Annotated in this window: 13 protein-coding genes; 9 read left to right on the top strand and 4 right to left on the bottom strand. The window is 67.1% G+C overall.

Annotated elements, in window-relative coordinates; genetic code table 11:
- The first annotated feature begins 37 nt into the window (after positions 1-37).
- Genes IY716_RS05430 through IY716_RS05420 form a run of 3 tightly spaced genes read left to right on the top strand, consistent with a single transcriptional unit; the run spans position 38 to position 8,419 of the window.
- Positions 38-3,727 (top strand): ATP-dependent DNA helicase, encoded by a 3,690-nt coding sequence (locus IY716_RS05430; RefSeq protein WP_218220545.1) that lies wholly within the window; start codon positions 38-40, stop codon positions 3,725-3,727.
- Entirely contained in the window at positions 3,724-7,434 is a 3,711-nt protein-coding gene (locus tag IY716_RS05425) for an ATP-dependent DNA helicase (RefSeq protein WP_218220544.1), read from the top strand. Before IY716_RS05430 ends, IY716_RS05425 begins: the two co-directional genes overlap by 4 nt.
- Positions 7,435-7,489: 55 nt before the next feature.
- Positions 7,490-8,419, top strand: coding sequence for an HNH endonuclease (locus IY716_RS05420; protein WP_218220543.1), 930 nt, complete (start codon positions 7,490-7,492; stop codon positions 8,417-8,419).
- Here the strand turns inward: IY716_RS05420 and IY716_RS05415 are convergent.
- The 3 genes from IY716_RS05415 to IY716_RS13715 all read right to left on the bottom strand — a co-directional run bounded on the left by IY716_RS05415 (position 8,416) and on the right by IY716_RS13715 (position 12,188).
- A complete protein-coding gene (locus IY716_RS05415) occupies positions 8,416-9,120 on the bottom strand; it encodes a TenA family protein (protein ID WP_218220542.1) in 705 nt (234 codons plus the stop codon). The two genes, IY716_RS05420 and IY716_RS05415, sit on opposite strands and share 4 nt — an antisense overlap.
- A 47-nt stretch (positions 9,121-9,167) precedes the next feature.
- A complete protein-coding gene (locus IY716_RS05410; RefSeq protein ID WP_218220541.1) occupies positions 9,168-10,385 on the bottom strand; it encodes an MFS transporter in 1,218 nt (405 codons plus the stop codon).
- A gap of 228 nt (positions 10,386-10,613) precedes the next feature.
- Complete coding sequence (locus IY716_RS13715) at positions 10,614-12,188, bottom strand: phosphotransferase (protein ID WP_255316438.1); 1,575 nt, start codon at positions 12,186-12,188, stop codon at positions 10,614-10,616.
- Positions 12,189-12,390: 202 nt separating this feature from the next.
- On the opposite strand from IY716_RS13715, the gene nudC reads away from it, so the two are divergent.
- Both nudC and IY716_RS05395 read left to right on the top strand, forming a co-directional pair.
- Positions 12,391-13,434, top strand: a complete 1,044-nt coding sequence (gene nudC, locus IY716_RS05400) for an NAD(+) diphosphatase (RefSeq protein WP_218220540.1) — start codon at positions 12,391-12,393, stop codon at positions 13,432-13,434.
- Positions 13,431-15,623 carry an ATP-dependent DNA helicase UvrD2 gene (locus IY716_RS05395; protein ID WP_218220539.1) on the top strand — a complete coding sequence of 731 codons (2,193 nt, stop codon included), beginning with the start codon at positions 13,431-13,433 and terminating at the stop codon, positions 15,621-15,623. Before nudC ends, IY716_RS05395 begins: the two co-directional genes overlap by 4 nt.
- Before the next feature lie 103 nt (positions 15,624-15,726).
- Here the strand turns inward: IY716_RS05395 and IY716_RS05390 are convergent, their stop codons facing one another.
- Positions 15,727-16,266, bottom strand: coding sequence for a M48 family metallopeptidase (locus IY716_RS05390; RefSeq protein WP_218220538.1), 540 nt, complete (start codon positions 16,264-16,266; stop codon positions 15,727-15,729).
- Between the two features lie 72 nt (positions 16,267-16,338).
- Between IY716_RS05390 and IY716_RS05385 the strand changes: the two genes are divergently transcribed.
- The 4 genes from IY716_RS05385 (at position 16,339) to IY716_RS05370 (ending at position 23,274) form a co-directional block, all read left to right on the top strand.
- Positions 16,339-17,310 (top strand): hypothetical protein, encoded by a 972-nt coding sequence (locus IY716_RS05385; protein WP_218220537.1) that lies wholly within the window; start codon positions 16,339-16,341, stop codon positions 17,308-17,310.
- Positions 17,311-17,394: 84 nt separating this feature from the next.
- Positions 17,395-18,951: a zinc-dependent metalloprotease gene (locus tag IY716_RS05380; RefSeq protein WP_218220536.1), complete on the top strand. Its 1,557-nt coding sequence runs from the start codon at positions 17,395-17,397 to the stop codon at positions 18,949-18,951.
- A gap of 51 nt (positions 18,952-19,002) precedes the next feature.
- Complete coding sequence (locus IY716_RS05375) at positions 19,003-20,097, top strand: PDZ domain-containing protein (protein ID WP_218220535.1); 1,095 nt, start codon at positions 19,003-19,005, stop codon at positions 20,095-20,097.
- 66 nt (positions 20,098-20,163) lie between these two features.
- Complete coding sequence (locus IY716_RS05370) at positions 20,164-23,274, top strand: UPF0182 family protein (protein ID WP_218220534.1); 3,111 nt, start codon at positions 20,164-20,166, stop codon at positions 23,272-23,274.
- Positions 23,275-23,371 lie beyond the last annotated feature (97 nt).

Genomic DNA, 23,371 nt, shown 5'->3' with positions numbered 1-23,371 from the left:
CATGGCCGTGTCCGCCCCCTCTGATTGAATGAGGCCCATGGAGTTCGATGAGTCTCAGCAGCAGGTGCTGGCCGCCGCGGATCACGCTGGACATGGGCCGATCCTCAGCTTCGGAGGTCCCGGCAGTGGGAAGTCCACGCTGGCCACAGAGCTGGCGCTGCGCCATCTCGAGTCCGGCCAGGACTCCTCTCGGCTGCTGGTGCTCTCACCCACCCGCGCCACCTCAGCGGTGCTGCGGGATCAGATCGAATCCGGCTGGGCGGTGCGCGACACCAGCTCCCGCGGCGGGTCGCTGTCCGAACAGCCCTCGCGCTCCTTCTCCTCCTACGCCTTCTGGCTGCTCGGTGAGGCCCGTCGCCGCGAGATCCTCACCTTCCGAGCACGCCGGCCGCGGCTGCTCTCCGGCGCGGAGCAGGACAGTATCATCCGCGAACTGTTGGCCCAGGACGCCACCGGCGGGGTGCCGCTGATCGAGTGGCCCGCCGCGCTGCAGGAGGCCGCAGGAACCGACGGGTTCCGCAAAGAGATCCGCGAACTCTTCGACCGCGCCGCCGAATACGGGGTCTCCCCGGAGCAGATGCGCGGCCTCGCCGAACAGTGCCGCCGTCCTGAATGGGCCTCGGCGGCGGAGCTCTATGAGCGCTACCGCGAGGATCTGGACGCGGGCGCGAACGCTGACGCCTTCGACCCGGCGGGGCTGATCAACGAGGCCTGCAACCTGCTGGAGGAGAACCCCGAGTTCCTCGCGACCGAACGGCAGCGGCTGCGCCGCATCGTGGTCGATGACCTCCAGGAGGCCACCCCCTCGGTCTACCGGCTGCTGCGGCTGATCGGTGCGGGTGCCGATGTGCTGGCCTTCGCCAATGCTGAGACCGCCGTCCAGGGCTTCCGCGGAGCCCGGCCGGACAAGCTGCGCAGCTGGACCGTGCCCCCGCGCCGCGTCACCGCCGACAGCGTACTGGGGCTCAATCCGGAGACCGACGCGGAGATCGACGGCATCATCCGACGCAGCATCTCCGGGTCCATGACCCCTGACCCCCATGGGGGACTGCCCGGCGTCGAACCGCATGTGATGGTCCTCGAGCACAATCACCGGATCGCTCCCGAGGTCGGCAAGGCCTACGCCAGGGCCCTGCGAAGGATCGCTCCGGCGGGTCCGCAGCAGCCGAGGCAGCGTTGGCTGGAGCTGCTCCACGAGCCTCCCGCAGAGGAAGACCACGCGGCGCAGAAGACTCAGAACCCGGAAGCCCAAGAGGTCCAGCAAGCTCAGGAGACCCCGGAGATGCGGGGCTCCTGTGCCGTGGAGATCGTGCCCGGGGACTACCTCGCCGAGCAGTTCGTCCTGCAGGAGGTGCTGGACCGGCATCACCGTCACGAGGTGCCCTTCGACCAGATCGCCGTGATCGCACGCAACGGCGCCCTGCTGCAGCGCCTGGTCCGGATGTTCCAGACCCAGGGCGTTCCCGTGCGTCAGTCCATGAGTGACGTCATCCTCAACCAGGAACCGGCCGTGGCGCCGCTTCTGCGGGTGCTCCGGCTGGTCGCTGATCACCGCGAGCCCGCCGCAGAAGCCCCCGAGGCCGAAGATCTTGACGTCGGTAGCCCAGAGGCTCGTCAGGCCGTCACGCTCCCCGAGGTACTGGCCCTGCTGACCAGCCGCTACGGGGAGACCGATTCGATGACCCTGCGCAGCCTCCGCCAGGTGCTGCGCGGACAGGAACGCCGTCGGCTCCGGGAGGCACCAGAGGATGCAGGTGCTGATCGGGACGCTTCGACGGAGCCCCGCAGCTCCGATGAGCTGCTGGTCGCCGCTGCGAACGACGCCACGGATCCGGTCTTCCACGCCGTCAGCTCGCAGGGCCGTTTCCAGCACCTGACCCGGGGCCTGGAGCGGGTGGCCGCCATGCTCGCGGCAGGACGGGCCGCTTCCACCCCCTCAGCGGGACCGGAGGAGCTGCTCTGGGAGATCTGGAACGCCGCCGATGTCAGCCGCCACTGGGCAGGACTGACCCGCCGCGCCAGCGCCGAGGGCCGCCGCGCCGATCAGGACCTCGATGCGGTGATGGCGCTCTTCCAGGCCGCCGAACGGTTCTCGGATCAGAACCCTGGAGCCTCCGCGCTGAGCTTCGTGGACCATATCGAACGCCTGGAGCTGCCGATGGACACCTTGGCGAAGACCTCTGCCGGGGACTCCGCCATCGAGGTGCTCACCCCTGCCAGCGCCGCGGGCCGCGAATTCGACACCGTCATCCTCACCGGACTCCAGGAGGGTGCCTGGCCCAACCTGAATCCGCGCGGTCAGCTGCTCGGCAGCGGACACCTGGTCGACGTCGTCGAGGGACGGGCGGAGGCCTCCGCCCAGTCCCTGTTGGTGAAGCGAATGAACGTGCTGCAGGACGAGTATCGGCTCTTCGCCTCCGCGGTCTCACGGGCCAAGAACCGGCTCTACGCAGTGGCCGTGCATGCTCAGGAGGAGAGCCCCTCGCTGCTGCTGGATCTGGTGGTCCCTCCCGGTGAGCGCGAGGCGCGCAGCGCGGCGATTCCGCGGCCCATCACCGCCCCCCGGCTGATCGCGGAGCTGCGCCGTCACCTGGAGATCAGCATTCAGGCCGAGCTCGACGACGACGCCCATCCGGCTCCCAGCGGATCCGCGCAGGCCCCGGATGCCACCGCTCGAGACGCCACCACCCAGAACGCGAGCACGCAGACCCAGCGGGAAGCCGCAGCGCGCGCCCTTGCGGTGCTGGCCGAGGGAGGACTCACCGGAGCAGAGCCCAGCACCTGGTGGGGCCTGCTCGAGCTCAGCACCACCGAGCCGCTGCTGGACCCGGAGGACACCGTGCGCGTGTCTCCCTCCTCGGTGCAGAACGCCATCGAGTCTCCGCTGCAGTGGTTCACCTCAGCGGCCGGGGGAGTGGAGGCCACAGACTTCAGCCGGATGCTTGGATCGCTGATCCACGAGATCGCTGAACACCACCCCACTGAGACCCGGGTCGAGGTGCTGAACGAGGAGCTCGACGAGCGCTGGGAGGGCCTGGGTCGGGACGAAGGGTGGGAGACCGAGAAGGACCGCAGTCGTGCTCAGGTGATGTTGAAGAAGCTTGCTGGCTACTTCGGCCAGGCTGAGCGTGAGGGCCGCCGGGTCATTGCCCGGGAGCTGCAGGTGGAGGCCGAGCTGACGATCCCCGTGGCCGAAGCCGGTGCCGCAACAGGGTCCGACGCCGGAGCCGAGACTGGCTCCTGGGGAGAGGCGAGCACACGAACGGTGCTGATCCGCGGCGTGATCGACCGGGTGGAGCGCACCGAGGACGGCGAGCTCTTCGTGATCGATCTGAAGACCGGCAAGCACAAACCAGCCAAGACCGAGATCCCCACCCATGGCCAGCTCGGCTCCTACCAGCTGCTGGTGGCGTTGGGGGCGGTGGACCGGGCACTCGCCGACGCTGACGGCGCGACCGAGGGAGCAAGCGCAGAGGGTGCCTCCACGCCCTCACCGGGACGCGGGGCGGCCCTGCTGCATGTGGGCACCACCGTGGCCAAGCTGGATCTCCAGGAACAGCCCCCGCTGGGCGCCGATGACAGCTGGCCGCTGGAGCAGCTGACCCAGGCGGCGCGCGCGATGTCCGGATCCCAGTTCGCCGCCTATCACGCGCCCAACCAGCAGCGCTGCCTGGTGGGGGCGCTCTGCCCCCTATGCGAGAACACGAAACAGGTGACCCAGCCATGACCTCCGAAGCCGCTGATCAGATGCCCACCGTGAGGTACACCGCCCGGGACATCGTCGACGCGCTGCAGCGCGAGACCCCCGCTGAGAAGCGGCAGTACCCGACATCCGAGCAGCAGGCCGTCATCGAATCCGGACTGGACCCGATGCTCGTCGTCGCCGGGGCCGGTTCAGGCAAGACCGCCACCATGGCTGACCGGGTGGTCTGGCTGGTGGCCAACGGAATTGTGCGCCCGGATCAGATACTCGGGGTGACCTTCACCCGCAAAGCGGCCGGAGAGCTCCGCGAACGGATCACCCGCAAGCTTGAGCAGCTGCTCGAGGCCGAGCTGATCTCCCCCGAGGACGTCATGCCCGCGGAGGTCGCCACCGCCGTGGAGCATGCCGACATCTCCGAGCTGCTGGCACCGTCGGTCTCCACTTACCACTCCTATGCGAACACGCTCGTGAGCGAATACGGCCTGCAGATCGGTCTGGAGCCGGAGACCCAGCTCATCGGAGAGGCCAAGGCCTGGCAGCTGGTCCACCAGCTGGTCAGCGCCTATGACCGGGCCGAGGTGCTCGTGGAAGCGGATCAATCCGCGGGGAGCCTCGCCGGATACGTGATGCGTCTGGCGGGGGACTGCGCCGAGCACCTGCAGACCCCCGAGGATGTGGAAGCCCACCTCGATGCTGAGCTGTCGCGGGTCGAGGCCTGGAAGGCAGCAGGCACGAAACCCAGCAGCGAACAGGCCAAACTGATCCGCAGCCTCCAGGTCCGACGGGAGATGACCGAGCTGGTACGTCGCTATCAGCGCAGGAAACTCAGCGAAGGTCTCATGGACTACGGAGACCTGCTGCGCTTCGCCGCGCAGATCGCACTCGAGGTCCCCAGCGCAGGAGAGGCCGAGCGGGAGAAGTACAAGGTCGTCCTGCTCGATGAGTTCCAAGACACCTCCTACGCGCAGCTGGCGCTCTTCAGCAGCCTCTACGGGGCGGGCGGTTCCGCCGGCGGGCTCGGTTATGCCGTCACCGCGGTGGGCGACCCGAACCAGTCCATCTATGGATTCCGCGGCGCCTCGGCCGGTCAGCTCTTCGACTTCCCGCAGTCCTTCCCCGCCCTGGACAGAAATGCCGACGCCGACCGTGACGCCGCCGACCGCGACCCCGGCCTCGGGCACCGGCGCCCCGCCGACCTGCTGCAGCTCACCGTGGCCTGGCGCAATGGCGAGCGGATCCTCGATGTGGCGAACCGGCTGGTCACCCCCTTCCAACCGAACACCGCAGATTCTCAGGACAAGCCGTGGCGCCAGCACAATGCCCATCTGCGCGCCCAGCTGAAGCCGCTGAGTCCACCGGAAGGGGCGCACACTGCCACCGTGCGCTACGGGTGGTTCACCTCCGAGGTGGAGGAATCCCTGGCGATCACCGAACAACTGGCATCGGTCTTAGAGCCTGACCCTCAAGGCAATGTCCCCAGCTGCGCGGTGCTGGCCCGCACCCGCGCCCAGTTGGAGACGATCGCTGAGCACCTGCGCGTGGCCGGTCTGGACTACGAGCTGGTTGGACTCTCTGGACTGCTGAGCACCCCCGAGGTCGCCGAGGTGCTGGCCTACCTGCGCGTGATCTCCGATCCGGGCCGCTCCGACGCGCTAATTCGCATCCTGGGGGGAGCGCGCTACCGGATCGGGCCCCGGGACCTGATGCGTCTGCAGCAGTCAGCGCGAGATCTCGAGGGGCTGCGCAAACGCACCCCCTCGGGGCCGGAGTCTGAGAATGCGGCGGCACCGGAAGAGTCTCAGGCGCAGGCTTCAAGCGAGACCGACGCTGAGGACCGCTACGAGTCCACGGAACTGGAGATGGACGAGCGCGCCTCTCTGGTGGAGGCCTTGGAACGGCTGAAGGACGATCCCGAGCAGGCCCAGCACCTGGGGCTCTCGGCGGAGGGTCACCGTCGGCTGCTTCTGGCCAGGGACCAGATCCGGCGACTGCGCCAATGGGCCACCTTGGATCTGGGCGTGCTGATCCAGCGCATCGTCAGCGACACGGGCCTGGACATCGAGGTCGCCGCGCGCCCCTGGGAGGAGCAGCACTACGCAGCGCGGCAGCTGGATGCCCTGATCGATCAGGCGGAGAGCTACGCCGCGACCGAGACCACACCTGACCTGCGCAGTTTCCTGGACTGGCTCGACGCTGCGGAGGAGAAGGAACGTGGCCTGGAGCAGGCGGACATCGAACCCACCCCCGGGGCCATCCAGCTGCTGACCATCCACGCCTCCAAGGGGCTCGAATGGGATGTCGTGGTGGTGGCCGGACTGCGCGAGGAGAAGTTCCCCAGCAAGAAAGCCGACCGATGGACCGGCAGCAACGGGATGCTGCCCGCCCCGCTGCGTGGAGACCGTCACAGCATCCCGCAGTGGGAATCCGACCAGCCCGACATGCGGTCCTGGGCGGTGGCCGCTGGGGTCGGCAGCTGGAAGCAGTTCACCGAGGAAAACCGCGTCTATACCCAGGATGTCCAGGATTTCAGCCGCGAGGAGGAACGCCGCCTCGCCTATGTCGCGGTGACCCGAGCCAGGACGCTGCTGCTGTGCACCGGCGCCTGCTTCTATGGGACCGCCGCCGGCAAGGACCCCTCAGAGTTCCTCCTGGAGATCCGTGAGATCGCCGACAGGTTCGGGGACGCATCAGCCGCGCTGGAATGGGCCGAGATCCCAGACATGAAGGACAACCCCGTCGGCAACGACCTCTTCGGTGCGCAGTGGCCCTACGACCCCCTGGCTCCGCTGCCCATCGGCCGGTATCGGAAGCAGGGCGCGCCAGAGGGGGAGACCCGCTTGCCGCAGATGATCGCTGTGGAGGCACCGCAGAGCCGGCCCGGACGCCGCGAGGCGCTGACCCGAGCTGCAGAACTGGTGGAACAAGCGCTCGCGGAACGGTCCTCTGCCTTCGGTGAGGAAGCACCGCCGCTGACCTCGTGGGAGCAGGAGGCGGAGTGGGTGGTGGATCGGGCGCGCACCCAGCAGCGCGGCACCGGGAAGCCCCGGTTCCCCGGCCACATCAGCGTCTCCGGAGTGGTGGGCATGGCACGCAATGCTGAATCCATGGCGGAATTCGCCCGTCGTCCCGTGCCGGTCAAGCCCTCTCAGGCTGCCCGTCGTGGCACGGTGATGCACGAGTGGATCGAAGAGTTCTACGAGACCCGCAGTCGTCTACCCGGGATCGAGGAACCCAACCGCGGTGATGAGGACCTCGACGACACCTTCGACCTGGCCACGGTGAAGGAGCGCTTCACCCAGACCGAATGGGCCCAGCGCCGTCTCTACGCCGCCGAGATTCCGGTGGAGACCACGCTGGATGGTGTGGTCATTCGTGGACGGATCGACGCCATCTTCGGAAAGGACGACGCCGGCCGGAACCTCACCGCTGAAGACTTTGAGCGGTGGGAGCTGAAGCCGGCCGAAGAGCGCAATGCCCAGATGCAGCAATGCACCTGGGACCTGGTCGACTGGAAGACCGGAATGGTGCCCACCGGCAAGGACCTGCGTGAGAAACAGATCCAGCTGGCGGTCTACCGGCTGGCTTTCCACCGGCTCTATGGGGTTCCCCTGGAGCAGATCGAAGCATCGTTCTTCTACGTCGAGCACGGTGAGACGGTGCCGGGATCAGATCTGCCTGAGGATGGCGCGTTGGAAACATATATCAGGAGTGCGCGCCACTACTTCTCCTAGGAGGTATAAAGGAGTACTCAACTTCGAATAAACCTCGAGCGGATGGCAACGCCATATGGGCACATTGGATCTCGCGCAGGATCTTAAATTCCGGCAACTCGCCTTCGATTGGCTTGCTACAAATTCGGCGAATGGAAGCCGATCTCTCACGCGCCAGGATATAGAGGCATTCCAAGGAAATGTGCCCGAAGCACGCCACAGATTAATGAACCAAGAAGGCATCTGGAAGCCAGCATCATTAGTTGCGACGCTGTCAGTGACCTCGGGACTCACGAACAGCCGTCACAATCCCTATGTCGACCGAGTTACTGAGGGTGGTTTGGTCGAGTACGCGTTCACCGAGGCCCCGAAAAAGCAGTACCAAAACGACGGCCTCCGATTGGCAAGCACCCACGGATTGCCAATTATCTATTTTCGAGCCGTGCGGAAATCTGTCTTCGACGCGTATTTCCCTGTAAGTGTTGTGGGTATTGACGAAGACCGCCGCGTCGCACTTCTGGACCTTGCCGGGCCTCTTGAGCCTTACGGTCGTATCGACGTTGACGTCGCACCTCGTTTGGGAGAAATCGAAGTTAAGTATCGCGGACAAGTCGTCAAACGCAGATTGCACCAGCGTGACTTCAGGTCGAACGTGATGTTCGCGTACACATCCAGATGCTCCGTGTGCTCCTTGGGGCACGCTCAGTTGCTGGATGCGGCTCACATACTTGCTGACTCCCGGGGTGGATTGCCAGAAATTAGTAATGGGTTAGCGCTTTGTAAAATTCATCACGCCGCCTATGACTCAAACATTATGGGCGTTGACTCTGACCATCGGGTTCACGTTCGGGAGGACATCTTGCAAGAAGCGGGAGGCCCTGTTCTGGAGCACGGATTCCAGAAGCGTCACCGTGAGTTGTTGCGAGTCATCCCGTCGAACAAGGAGTTCTCACCGAATCGCGAGTACCTCGCCGCTCGATTCGAAGAATTTCGGTCGGCCACCTAGTCCCGAAACGGGGCATCTGAATACGCTGCGTCAAAGAACGCCCGCTCGATCCCCACCACCCGATTCCACCGTTCGGACAATTGGGCGCCGTCGTCGGAATCCAGCGGCGGGGCCACACGGTTGAGCTCGTCGATCAGGAACTGAGTCCACGCACGGAACTCATCGCCCCGGTGCAGCTCAACCCACTCCCGGTGCTTTTGCGCTTCGGGAAGTGGCTTGTCGCGCTCTCCCCAGTCCAGGTACAGCCATTCGGCGATGACCAGCACCACGAGCAGATCCGCATAGTCTCGGGACCGCGCCACCTCCCACATCTGGGCGACGAACTCCTGAGTCGGGGTCGTGAGCTGAGGCGAGGTGACCTCGGAATCAGGCACCTCCAGCTCGGCGAAGGTCTGCTGGAAGTAGCCGTCCTCATCCGCTGCCAGCATCCCAAGCTGGGCGGCGAAGCGCAGCCGGGCAGGCTTCGAGTCGGTGGTGGCCACGCAGGCGCCGAGCATCGCAACGAACGCGTCGAAGAACTGATAGTCCTGGACCAGGTACCGGGCTAAAACTTCATCGCTGACGGTCCCGGCAAAGAGCTCCTCGACGAACCGGTGATGCACCGAGGCGTCCCAGTCTGCACCGGTGGACAGCCGAAGCTGGCCCGCGAAACTTTCTGGGTCGACGTCGGCTGTCGTGTTGAAGGGCTTGACTGAAGTCATGGCATCAGCCTAATCAAGGGCGTTCAGAAGCTGGGGCAGCGCGCGACTCAGATCGCTTGGCGAGGAGTCTTCATCAGACGGGTCAAGCGGATCGCGTACAGCGCGACCATCACACCCAGGACGGCAGCGAACGCCCCCACATAGCTCGGGGCGCGCAGGCCGAGGTCCGCGGCGATGACCTGGCCGCCCACCAGTGCGCCGAGGGCATTGGCGGCATTGAAGGCCGAATGATGCAATGAGGCTGCCAGCTGCGGCGCATCGGGTGCGGTATCGATCAGGTGGGTCTGCATGGACGGGCCCAGGGCGCTGGCGGAGACGCCCACCAGGAAGAGGAAGACCAGCATCAGAGCAGGAATGTGTGCCGTGTAGGCGAAGAGCACCATGAACACCGCTACGAGGCCCATCGCAATGACCACGGTGCCCAGCACGGACTTGTCCGCCGCCCAGCCGCCGACGAAGTTGCCGACCACCATACCGGAGCCGAAGAGCCCCACGATCCAGGGCAGGGAGCTTTCACTGAAGCCGGTGATCTCTGTGCTGACCGGGGCGATATAGGAGTACAGCGCGAACATCCCGGAGAAGCCGACCACGGCGAGCATGATGCCCACCCAGAGCCGCTTGTTCTTCAGCCCCTTGATCTCGGAGCGCATCGTGGCCTTCGCCGGGGGCATCTGCCGTGGGGCATAGCGCGCCACTGCCGCCATGGTGATCAGGGCGAGCACGATCACGCTGATGAACATCCAGCGCCAGCCGAACTGCTGGCCCATCGCCGTCACCACCGGGACGCCGAGCACATTCGAGATCGCCAAACCACCCAGGACGACGGCGATCGCCCGGCTGCGCTTGGCGGGTCCCGCCATCTCGGCCGCCATCAGCGCCGCCACGGCGAAGTAGGCGCCGTGGGGGAGTCCGGAGAGGAACCGCGCCACCAGCATGGTCTCGTAGTTCGGGGCGAAGAAGCTCAGCACATGGCCCAGGACGAAGATTCCCAGCAGCAGCAGCGCGTAGAACTTCCGCTCACGCTTGGCGCCCAGGATGGACAGCACCGGGGCACCGATCACCACGCCGATCGCGTAGGCGCTGATCAGCATCCCTGCCTGGGGGATGGTGATGCCCAGGTCTTCCACGGCCTCGAGCTGGAGGCCCATGATCGCAAACTCGGTGACGCCAACGGCGAAGCCGCCGATGGACAACGCGAGGATGGCCATCGCCACCTGCTTGCGCGTGTATCTGCGCTTGGTCGGGGTCTGTTCCGCGGTGGTCATGATTGTCATCCTGTGCTGCAGCCGGTCGAGTGAACGTGCGCCTGTCACGGCGCAGATGTACCCCCAGAGTCTGACGAGCCGGGAGAAGACACCCACCCGACAACTGCGCGGCACGGGGAATCATTCCCGTCATCACGCGGCACCTCGGCACTGAGGGTCAAACAGAGAGGTGCTTGGGAGACCCGGGCGGCTCAGCAGTGAGGCGTCGGAGTCCCGTGGAGAATTCGGTCAGGAGGACGGTGGGCGCAGACCGGGGTGCCGCTGGTAGATCGACTCGTCCCCGTTCTCGTCCTGCTGCGTGCCCTGAGTCTGACCAGGGCGCTCGGTCTCGCCCGTCGTGCCGGGGCCCGCAGAGCTGGCAGGCTCGGCAGAGGAGGCCGGCGAATCAGCTGAGGGGGCTGACGGGGCAGAATCCGCCGAGCCCGCTGAATCGGCGGAATGCGCAGAGGCCACCGACTGGGCCGAAGCCGCTGAATCCACGGAGGCAGCAGAGCTGGCCGAGGTGGGGAAGAAGTTCTTCTGCTTGGCCCGCCGCTCGGAGGTCTCATCCGGGTGGATGGGCAGATCCGAGTCCTCATCAGCGGTCGTGCCATTCACCATCGGGATGGCCCCGGTCGCGTCATCGGCTGGCTGCGGGCGCGGATGGAAGGCCGGCACCTTGCCGGTGGCGTCCGGGTCGTCGACGACCTCTTCATGGTCTGCGGTGGCGGTGGGTCCCGCCCCGGGGGCAGGGGAATCGGTGATCACGGCGGGCTCGTCGTCGTCCTCTCCGGACTCCGCCCACTCACCGGTGTCCGCCACGGTCGCAGCCGCTCCCGCACGGGCCACGGGCCGGGAATCCTGCACCTCAGCAGGTGCCGCTGGCTCCTCGCCCTCCATCGGAGTCAAGGAGATCGGTTGCCCGCCGTAGGTCTCGATGTCGACCTTGAGCTGCTCCAGCAACACCTTCGCTTCGGTGACCATCTCCGGGTTCTCACTCGCATGGCCACGAACCAGCCACTGGGCCAGCGCGAACTCCGCGGTGAGCGCGGCGCGCCGCATCAGGTGCTCGTCGGCCTGGCCGGTGCGGTGCCGGTGATACGCGGCGAGCACCTTCTCGGTGAACTCGGCATCGCCAGCGGCGGTCAGCCAGGCGAAGTCATCAGCCGGGTCCCCGCTGTGCAGATCGGTCCAGCCGGTGACCGCGACGACGCGCTCGCCTTCGATCAGCAGTGAGTCCTCGTGCAGGTCCCCGTGAGTCACGGCTGGGGAGAACCGCCACAGTTCACGGTCCTCCATGGCGTGCTCCCAGCGGCGCAGCAGCAGCGCGGGGATCTCTCCCGTGGTGGCAGCCTGATCGAGCTCGTTGAGTCGGCGCTGGCGGTAGCGCTCGGCGGAGTAGCGCGGCAGATCGGCGTTGTCCACGACTGCGTCATCGAGGTCGTGGATGGCGGCGATGGTGCGTCCGATGTCGTCGATGACGGCTTCGGACTGGGTGGTGAGCTCGCTGAGCTCCAGGGAGGTGCCGGGCAGGTGGTTGTACACGAAGGTGCGCATCTCGCCGCGGCGAACGGCGCCGGCCACGGAGGGCACCCGGAAAGGCAGTTCGGCGCGGATGCCGGTGGAGAAGCCGCGCAGCACCTGCAGCTCGGTCTCCAGGCGCATCGCTGCCTCCTGGTGCTGAGGGGAGCGGATCCGCCAGCGGTGACCTTCGGAGTCGATGACGACGGCGGACGTGAAGTCGCGGGCATCATCAGCCGCCACGGCCACGCCGGTGGGGGAAAGGCCCGGCACTGCCGCGGTCGCCAGGGCCGCAAGTTCCATCGAAGTCCATCGCACGAGGACCAGCGTATGGGGTCGGAGCCCTCCGCCCGTGCTGAGCCACGGCGTTTTCCAGAAATCACGCGGATTTCGACTCTGAACCTCTGGGCCGAACCTCTGGGCCGGCGCGCTGAAGGTCACTCTCCACAGCGACCTGGGCGGTGCTCGCCGCGCGCGTGGGCCGGTTACGGTAGGAGGTATGCATATGCGCCGCCGCGACCCGGGTGAAACTCTGCTCACACTTCCCCAGGACGGGGCTCGTATCGACCGTCTCGACGCCGAGCGCAAGCGTCCGGAATGGCTCAGCGAGGTCTGGGCCACCCCGGGCACGCGGGTGCTGAACCTCTACGGCCGCCGTGCCCAGCTCAGCGGAGACCGGCTCAAGTATGACGTGGCGGCGGGGGAGCTGCCCGCAGGTGCCGTGACTCTCGGCGCCGTGGATGCGGCGGATCTTCCCGGCGGCGAGGACACGCAGAACGGCCGCGTGCACGTCGTGACGGTCGCGCATCCGAAGCCGGAGGAGAACGGAGCCGCGAATGGGGTCGCCGAGCCGGCGGACACCACCGGCACCAGCTGGGCCGATCTGGCCTTCGCCGGCTCCCAGCTGACCCCGGTCGACGCCGCCCTGCTCACCCAGGCGCTGGCCATCACCACCTGGCATGCCCGCAGCGCCTTCTGCGCCGCCTGCGGCTCCGCCACCGAGGTGGAGGTCTCCGGATGGATGCGCACCTGCCCGAACTGCGGCGCGCAGACCTTCCCGCGCACGGACCCCGCCGTGATCACCGCGGTGCTCGACGCCGAGGATCGAATCCTGCTCGGCTCGGCCTTCCGCTGGGGACCCGATCGCTTCTCCACCTTCGCCGGGTTCGTGGAGGCCGGGGAGTCGGTGGAAGCGGCACTGGCCCGTGAGGTCGAGGAGGAGGCCGGCGTCGTCGTCTCCGAGATCCAATACATGGGCTCGCAGTCCTGGCCCTTCCCACGCTCGCTGATGCTGGGGCACTTCGCCCTGACCGAGGACCCGTCGATGGCGCGCCCTGATGGCGATGAGATCCGCGAGGTGCGCTGGTTCACCCGTGAGGAGCTCGCCACTGCGGCCGCCGCCGGTGATGTCTCGCTGCCCACGCGGTCCTCCATCTCCCGAGCGCTGATCGAGGACTGGCACGGCTCACCGATCGAGGCTGCCTCCGATGCGCAGCCGCCACGCGCCGGCTCTGCCGCGCCAGCACCACGGGGACAGCAGGCACGATGAGCAGGCCCGCGTTCACCTCCACCTCGACTCCTGGGTCGGCGCTGACCGCTGCCCAGCTGGCCGCCTCCCCACCCGAGGCGATCCTCGACGGGCTCGACGAGGAACAGCGACTGGCCGCCTCCACGCTGAACGGCCCGCTGTGCATCCTCGCCGGCGCCGGCACCGGCAAGACCCGCGCCATCACGCACCGGATCGCCTATGGGGTCCGCGCCGGGGTCTATGATCCGCACCGACTGTTGGCGGTGACCTTCACCGCGCGCGCCGCGGCCGAGATGCGCTCGCGGCTCTCCGCGCTGGGCGCCCCCGGGGTGCAGGCGCGAACCTTCCACGCCGCCGCGCTGCGCCAGCTGCAGTACTTCTGGCCGATGTCGATCGGTGGGACCATGCCGCAGATCCTGGACCACAAGGTCCGCCTCCTCGCCGAGGCCGCCCGCCGGCTGCACATCACGACTGACCGCGCCACCCTGCGCGACCTCGCCAGCGAGATCGAATGGGCGAAGGTCTCGACGCTGACCCCGGAGTCGTATCTGGAGGTCGCCACCGCCGAGGGGGCGGGCCGCCCCGAACCCGGAGGAGTGGACCACCGCACCTTCGCCAAGCTCTATCAGTCCTATGAGGACGTGAAGCTGGACAAGCACCTGATCGACTTCGAGGACGTGCTGCTGCTGATCGTGGGCATCCTCGAGGACGACGAGCGGGTCGCCGCCCAGGTCCGCCAGCAGTATCGGCACTTCGTGGTGGACGAGTACCAGGACGTCTCCCCGCTGCAGCAGCGGCTGCTGGACCTGTGGCTCGGCGGACGCGATGAGATCTGCGTGGTGGGCGACGCCGCGCAGACCATCTATTCCTTCACCGGCGCCACCCCGGATTTCCTGCTCGGCTTCAAGCGCCGCCACCCGGAGGCGAACCTGGTCAAGCTGGTCCGCGACTACCGCTCCACCCCCGAGGTGGTGAAGCTGGCCAACGGCCTGCTGGCGGACCGCACCCGGGAAGCGCCTCGACTCTCCGATCCAGCTCCCTGGCCCGAGCCTCTGCAGCTGATCTCCCAGCGCGAGCACGGCCCGATGCCGAAGCTGATCCAGCACTCCGACGACGACGCGGAGGCCGCATGGGTGGCCTCCGAGATCGCCGCGATGCAGGAACAGGGTGTGCCGCTCTCGGAGATGGCGGTGCTCTACCGCACCAACGGACAGTCCCAGGCCTTTGAGCAGGCGCTGGCCACCGCGGGGATCTCGTATCAGCTGCGCGGCTCGGAGCGGTTCTTCTCCCGCCGCGAGGTCCGCGAGGCGCTCGCGGCCCTGCGCACCTCCTCGCTGGTGGTCGACGCCGGGGACGAGGTGTCCAAGAGCGTGCGCGACATCCTCTCCTCCCACGGATATTCGGACAAGGCCCCGCAGGCCACCGGCGCGGTGCGTGAACGCTGGGAGTCCATGTCCGCCCTGGTGGCGCTGGCGGATCAGCTCTCCACCGAACGCGAGGGCTTCACCATGCGCGGGTTCATCACGGAGCTGGAGGAACGCTCGGCCGCGCAGCACGCTCCCACGGTGGAGGGTGTCACGCTGGCCTCGCTGCACTCCGCCAAGGGTCTGGAGTGGGAGGCGGTGTTCCTCGCCGGGCTCTCCGAAGGGCTGATGCCGATCACCTTCGCCAAGACGCAGAAGGAGGTGGATGAGGAGCGCCGCCTCTTCTACGTGGGCATCACCCGTGCGCGGAAGTACCTGTTCCTGAGCTCCTCTTCCTCCCGTCACACAGGCGGCCGCGGCCGACGTACCCCGTCTCGGTTCCTGCGCCCGCTGCGCCGCGAGATGGGGCTGGAGGAACCCGGCCGCAAGATCGCTCCCTCGGCGGGCGGGCTGAGCCCCAATGCCGCCGCGCGCAAGAAGAAGGCCTCCACCTGCTCCACCTGCGGGAAGGTGCTGACCGTGGCCACCGAGGTCAAGCGGCGCCGCTGCGAGGACTGCCCCGCCCGGTATGACGAGGAGCTCTTCGACAAGCTGCGCGCCTGGCGGATGGAGTACGCCAAGGAGCTGGAGGTGCCGGCGTTCGTGGTGTTCACCGATGCCACGCTCGAGGTCATCGCCGAGCGCAAGCCCAGCACGGATGAGGAGCTGCTGAAGGTCCCCGGCATCGGAGAGCGCAAGCTCGAGAAGCACGGGGAGCGGCTGCGCGAGATCCTCAACGAAACCTGAGCGGCCTGTCCCTCACGCGTTTTACCTCCCCGTCCGTGGATTACCCGCCGGACGGTCGCCCCGGTAGATCACGTAAGCCAGGTAAAACGCGAGGGAGTGGGGGTCAGGCTGAGTGGTGGTCGGCCCAGCTCACCCCGGCCAGGAACGCATCTGCCTCCGCGGTGCGCGGGTAGTTCGCCGTCAGCGCTTTGAACCGTGGACCGTGTCCGGGTTCGATCAGGTGCGCCAGCTCATGGACCAGCACCGAATCCTGCACCCAGACCGGCATCTCGCGCAGCCGCCAGGAGAGACGGATGGTGCCGGTGGTGGAGGTGGTCGACCCCCAGCGCTGATTCTGCTGAGCGGACCAGGTCACGGACTCGGGCTGCGGAACGCCGTCCAAGTATCGAGCCGAGAGTGCGCGTGCCCGCTGCAGAAGGTCAGCATCGCTGCGCGGCTTTCGCGCCGCCCGCTGGCTGAGCTTCTTCTGGAAGGCCCGAGCATGTTTCTCCACCTCGCGCTGACTCAGCCGCAGCGGGACCCGCAGGCGCAGCGTGCCCGCGACCTGATCGGCGCTGACCGTGCGGGTGCGGCGGGCCGAGCGGATCACCAGCACCGGCTGGTCATCCACTGTGATCTGCTGCTGGAGCTGCCGCGTCGCCATAGCAGGAGCCTAGCCCGGCCCTGATCTGTGGAAAACTCCGGCAGTCGCGCGGGGGCTTGGCACCATAGGTGCATGGATCCCGCTCGACTCCCCGCCAGCTGGCAGCGGCTGCTCATGCTTGATGAGCGCACGGTGCAGCTCGGTGATGATGAGGAGGCGGTGCGCATCATCGGGCCTGCTCAGCGCCTGGTGGAGCAGCTGCGGCCACATTTCGGCCTCGCCCACGCAGGGGAGGATTCCGACGACGAGGCCCACGCAGAATCCCCGGCCGCTGAGCTGCGCATCCAGGCGGACGCGCGCCGGCGGCTCGCCGCAGTGCACCTTGACGGGCTCCCGGCCCCCGCGAAGCTGGTGGCCGAAGAACTCACCCGGTTGAACATCGGCATGCTGCTGCTCAGCGACGAACGCCTGGTCTCACCCCAGGACACCGCGGCGGGGTACCCCGCGTCCTCGCTCGGCCTGGCCCGCACTGCCGCCGTGCGGAGAACGTGCCTGCGGCTGCGCCCGGATGCCACCATCGCGGCGCGGACATCGCAGCGCGATGAGGAGGTGCCCGGGGAGGAGGTCCGCGGCGACGTCGTCGACGTCCATGTCATCTTCGCGGAGAGGGGGATCGCCCCTGCTCGACTGGCAGACGCCGCGGGGCGCACCCAGGTGCTGCTGCCGGTGGTCCACACGCGGCACGGGTGGCGGATCGGACCGCTGCTGAGCCGGGATCCCGGTCCCTGCCCGCAATGTCTTCTGCTGCACGGCCAGGACCGGGACCCGCACTGGGAGACGCTGCAGACCGCGCTCGCCGGACCCGGAGAGACAGACCGTGCCGCCTCCGCGTGCGAGGAGCCTGCGTGGGTGGTCGCGAGTCTCGTCGCCCGCGAGGTCCAGCTTGCCGTGGACGGTCAGTACACGCCGCAGACCTCGGGCGGCATGCTGTGCCTCTCCGGCCCGGCCGGCCACGTCAGCTTCGAACCCGTCACCCCGCACCCCGAATGTGAGTGCCGCCTGCGGGCGACGAGAACCTCCCGACTTCATCCTGTGGCGAACTGACGGCGCTCATACAGACAGCACCGAGCCGCGCTGGATACGCTGGAGGTTCTCAGGCCGAACCAGGATCACCACAGGGAGCGTCCGATGAGCGAGAACAACTCCGGCAACAACAATCAGGGCAACGGGGATGACCCACGTGACCCCATGGAGGAGTTCTTCAAACAGCTCTTCGGCGGTCAGATGCCCGGCCAGGAGGCCGACGGCGATGACGCCAAGGACAAGAACGACGCCGGAGGCCGCGGCCCCAGCATCGGATTCACCGGGACCCCCGGAGCGGGTCAGGGCAACCAGTCCGGAACGGGTGGCCAGGGCGGATTCCCCGGATTCCCACCCGGCTTCGACCCCTCCCAGATCCCCGGCATGGCGGATATGAACCCGCAGATGATGCAGCAGATCATGGGGCAGGTGCAGTCGATGTTCTCGGCCATGCAGAACCCCTCCGAGGAGGACCAGGGACCGGTCAACTGGTCCATGGCACGCCAGGCCGCCCGTCAGGCAGCCGCCGGGGACGATCCCAGCGTCTCGGCCGCTGAGCGCAAAGAGATCGACGATGCGCTGCGCCTGGCAGACATGTGGCTCGACGGCGCCACCGCCTTCGAGTCCGCAGGCCAGATCGGCAAGGCCTGGTCCCGCGCGCAGTGGGTCGAAGAGACCTTTGACTCCTGGAAGCGGCTGACCGAACCCGTGGCGGAATCGGTGTCCAAGGCACTCTCCGGCGCCATCAAAGACCAGCTCGGCGAGGAGGGCTCCGGCCTGCCCCCCGAGCTGGAATCCATGATGGGCGGAGCAGGCGCGCAGCAGATCACCGGCATGGTCGAGTCCATGGGCGGCATGGCCTTCGGTGTGCAGCTGGGGCAGGCCATCGGTGAACTGGCCAAAGAGGTCGTCTCCTCCTCCGACACCGGGCTCCCACTGGCCGGTCACACCACGGCGCTGCTGCCCAAGAACGTCCGAGATTTCGGCAAAGACCTCAGCGTGGACAGCCGTGAGGTGCTGCTTTACCTGGCGCTGCGCGAAGCTGCCAGGATGCGGCTGTTCATCCACGCCCCCTGGCTCGAGCAGGACCTGTTCAACGCCGTGGGCCAGTACGCCGCGGGCATCCACATCGACATGGGCCGGATCGAAGAGGCCGCGAGCCAGATGGACCCCAGCAACCCCGAGTCGATGAACTCCATCCTGGGGGAGGGGCTCTTCCCCGAGGAGCGGACTCCCATGCAGGAGGCCGCGCTCAAGCGCATCGAGACCACCCTGGCCCTGGTCGAAGGCTGGGTCGATGATGTGGTGACCCAGGCGGCCGAACACCTGGAGTCCCTGTCCCGGCTGCGCGAGACGATGAACCGTCGTCGTGCCTCGGGGGGACCGGCAGAAGACACCTTCGCCGCCCTGGTCGGACTGGAGCTGCGCCCACGCCGACTCCGGGACGCCGCCGCGCTCTGGGCGCACCTGCGCGAGACCGAGGGCATGGCCGGACGCGACGACGTCTGGGGCCACCCCGACGTTCAGCCCGACGAGCAGGACCTCGACGATCCGACCGGCTTCCAGCAGCGCCGCGCCGAGCGCCAGGAGGAGACGGCCAAGATCGACGAGGAGCTGCAGAAGCTGCTCGACGGCGGATATGACGGCAAGTCTCCTGAGTCCTGACACACTTTTCGTGCCTGCTCAGCCCAGATGAGATGATGAGTGACGATCATCATGACTGAGCACCCGCCGAAATCCCCCAAGCCCCGCCTGCGGAGAAGTCTGCAAGCCGTGGCCGGCACCTCAGCGCTCATCATCGGGCTGCTCAGCCTGTTGCTGCCCAGTCCCTACCTGATCGAAACCCCGGGGCCGGTGTTCAACACCATCGGCGAGATCGAGGACGAAGCGGTGATCTCCGTGACGGGAGAGCCGACCTACCCCACTGAGGGTGCGCTGAATCTGACCACGGTCTACGTCAGCGGCGAGCCCACCTCCACGGTGCGCGTCCCCGAGGCGGTCCTGGGCTGGGTCAACCCCGGCACCGACATCCAGCCGCACGAACTCATCTACCCCTCCGGGACCACCGCTGAACAGGTGCAGGAGCAGAACAGCGCCGCGATGACCAGCTCGCAGGACCTGGCGGTGGCAGCGGCGCTGCAGGAGCTCGGCATCGACTACAGCCAGCAGCTCTCGGTGGTGGACTTCACGCCCGAGGCCGACGAAGTCGGCACCGACGAGCAGCTGCGTCCCGGTGACACGGTCACCGCCGCCGCCGGAAGCGACATCACCGGTCTCGAAGGACTGCGTGACGCAGTCAACACCGCCGCAGGTCAGCCGGTAGAATTGACCGTGCGCCGCGAAGGTGAGGAGCTCGAGTACGAGGTCCCCACCTACCAGGAGGCTGACGGGGCCTACTACGTGGGAATCATGCTTCAGAACGAGTTCTCCTTTCCCGTGGACGTAGAGATCAAGTTGGACGGTGTCGGTGGGCCCAGCGCCGGGCTCATGTTCACCCTCGGGCTCGTCGATGAGATGACCGAGGAATCCATGACCGGCGGCGTGAACTGGGCCGGAACCGGAACAGTGGATCCCGACGGGACAGTGGGACCCATCGGCGGGATCGCCCAGAAGGTCGTGGGCGCCCGCTCCCAGGGCATCGAAAACTTCCTGGTGCCGAATGAGAACTGCGCCGACCTTCAGGGACGAGTCCCAGAGGGGCTGCAGACATATCCGGTAGCGAACGTCTCCGAGGCACGGCAGATCGTCGAGGCGGTCCGCGACGAGGACGAAGACTTTCTCGCAGGACTAGCGTCCTGCGGATCACAGTAGAACGACCCAGCAGAACCAGCAGTACAGACGTATCCAAGCACCACATATAGAGACGAGGGATTGTCCGTGAGTTTCTCTCAGGGATTCGGGTCCGCGAACCCGTTCGGCGGGGGCCTGTTCGGCTCCGGCTCGGGCGGGGATGACGGCGATAACTCCGGCGGGTCCGGGTCCGAGCGGCAGGAACGAGGGTCAGGACCGCGGCGTCCGTCAGCACTGGTGCTGACGATCATCATCATCGCCGTGCTGATCGGCGCCTTTGTGGCATCTTCCGGCTTCTACGCCGAGATCCTCTGGTTCAACCAGCTGGGGTATGAGGACGTCTTCTGGACTGAGCGGATCGCACGCGGTGTGATCTTCCTGGTGGCGTTCGTGCTGATGGCCGCTCTGGTCTGGCTCAGCCTGTTCCTGGCGTTCCGCAACCGGCCGATGTCGGTGCAGAGCCAGATGAACGAATCAGTCATCCGGTATCAGCGCACGCTGAACTCGATGCGTCGACTCTTCATGATCGGCCTGCCCGCGCTGATGGGCTTCTTCGCAGGCACCGCCGCGCAGGGCAGCTGGGAGACGGTGCTGCTGTTCATCAACCAGCAGCCCTTCGGCATGACCGACCCCGAGTTCGGCATGGACTTCGGCTTCTTCGTCTTCACGCTGCCCTTCCTGGGGCTGCTCAACGGCTTCCTGGTCTCCGCCGTCCTGGTGGCAGGCATCGCCGGCATCCTCACCCACTACCTCTTCGGCGGCATCCGGATCGAGCCCAGCGGCAAGTTCGTCGTCGAGACCGCCGCCCGGTGGCACATCGCGGTGACTGCCGCCATCTTCCTGCTGCTGCAGGCCGTGAACTGGTGGCTTGATCGCTACGCCACCCTGCAGAACCAGAGCGGCAACTGGGCCGGCGCGCTGTACACCGATGTCAACGCCGTCATTCCGGCTCAGGCGATCCTCGCCGCCGCCGCCGTGCTGGTGGCGCTGGTCTTCATCGTGACTGCCGTGACCGGACGCTGGCGCTTCTCCATCATCGGTTCGGCCATGCTGCTGATCACCGCGATCATCGGCGGCGGGCTCTACCCCTTCCTCGTGCAGGAGTACCAGGTCCAGCCTTCGGAGCGGACCCTGGAGATGCCCTATATCGAGCGCAACATGGAGCTGACCCGCTACGCCTACGGGCTGCAGGACCTTGAGCAGGAAAGTTACGACGCCGACTCCGCCGCCACCGAGGGAGCGCTGTCGGAGGACGCTGGAAACACTGAGAACATTCGCCTGCTGGACCCGAACCTGGTCTCCGCGGCGTTCGGTCAGTTCCAGCAGTTCCGCCAGTACTACTCCTTCCCAGACACCCTGAGCTTCGACCGCTACGAGATCGACGGCGAGCGTCAGGACACTGTGATCGCTGCCCGTGAGCTCAACATTCCTGACGATGCCTCCTGGGTCAACCGGCACCTCGTCTACACCCACGGCTACGGACTGGTCGCGGCCAACGCCAACACCGTCACGCCCGAGGGCCGGCCGAGCTTCACCCTGCAGGGAATCCCCACGCGTGGTGAGCTCGCGTCCGATGAGGACTACGAGCCGCGCATCTACTTCGGCGAGAACTCCCCGGAGTACTCCATCGTCGGCGCTCCGGAAGATGATGAGCCGCTCGAGCTCGACCGCCCGGCAGCCGCAGACTCCGAGGCTGAGACCGTCTACACCTTCGAAGGCGACGGCGGTCCCGACGTCGGCGGACTGTTCAACCGACTGGTCTACGCGATCCAGTTCCAGTCCCCGGAGATCCTGCTCTCCGGAGACATGACCGAGGAATCCCAGATCCTCTACGAGCGCCAGCCGCGCGAACGTGTGGAAGAAGTGGCTCCGTTCCTCGATGTCGACCAGAACGCCTACCCGGCGATCGTTGACGGACGGGTCAAGTGGATCGTGGAGGGTTACACCACCTCCAACGACTTCCCGTACTCGGACCAGCAGCAGCTCGAGCAGGCCACCACAGATGCCCTGACCCAGGGAGCGCCCACGCTCGCCGGACAGGTCAACTACATCCGCAACTCGGTCAAGGCCACCGTGGATGCCTACGACGGCTCCGTGGAGCTGTACGCCTGGGACACCGAGGACCCGATCCTTCGTGCCTGGCAGCAGGTCTTCCCCGAGGCGCTGCAGCCCTACGAGAACATGTCCGCTGAACTGATGGACCATGTCCGCTACCCAGAAGACATGTTCCGCGTGCAGCGTGAGCTGCTCGGCCGCTACCACGTGACCGATCCAGGCACGTTCTACGAGAACAACGACGCCTGGTCCGTCCCCTCGGATCCCACCGCGGATGAGGAGACGGCCCAGACGCAGCCTCCGTACTACATGACCCTGCAGATGCCGGGCCAGGAGGAGCCGGCGTTCTCGCTGACCGGTACGTTCATCCCGCAGATCGCCGAAGGTGCTCAGCAGCGCAACGTGCTCTATGGCTTCCTCGCCGCCGCTGGCGACGCAGGAACCGGCGAGGACGGGGTCAAGGCTGAGGACTATGGCCAGCTGCGGCTGCTCGAACTGCCGCGCGACACGGTGATTCCCGGACCTGGTCAGACACAGGCGAACTTCGACTCGAACTCGCAGATCTCCCAGGAGCTGAACCTGCTGCGTCAGGGCGCCTCCGAGGTGATCAACGGCAACATGATCACTCTGCCCGCCGGCGACGGCATCCTCTACGTCCAGCCGGTCTACGTGCAGTCCACTGGAACCGAGGCCGCCTACCCCGCGCTGCGCAAGGTGCTGGTGGCCTACGGCGAGGAGGTCGGCTTCGCTGACACCCTCGACGAGGCGCTGGACCAGGTCTTCGGCGGCGACTCAGGTGCCGCGGTGGCTGAAGGTGCCGGCGTCCAGGGTGAGGCCGTGGATGACGAGCTCGACGTCCCAGAGGGCGAGGCGCCCTCTGACCAGGAGCCCGCCGAGGAAGAGGCCCCTGAAGAGGACGCCACGACCGAGGAGGAGCCCGCAGAAGAGGCGGAAGCTCCCGCCGCTCCCACTGGTCCCGCCCAAGAGCGCCTGACCGACGCACTGAATCGTGCAGGCCAGGCGATCCGGGACTCCGACGCCGCACTCTCCGAGGGAGACTTCGCCGCCTACGGCGAGGCCCAGGAGCAGCTGCAGCAGGCCATCGATGATGCCCTGCAGGCCGAGGCCGACTTGGAGGAGTAAAGACTCCGCCGCGGTGGTCCTGACCCCGCAGCACCCGCCGCCGTCCCCGCCCGAACCTTCCAGGTCAGGGCGGGGACAGCGGGTGTCGGAGGTCACC

The organism is Nesterenkonia sp. Act20 (assembly GCF_019173455.1).
GTDB lineage: Bacteria > Actinomycetota > Actinomycetes > Actinomycetales > Micrococcaceae > Nesterenkonia.
This window is presented reverse-complemented; position numbering and strand designations above follow the sequence as displayed.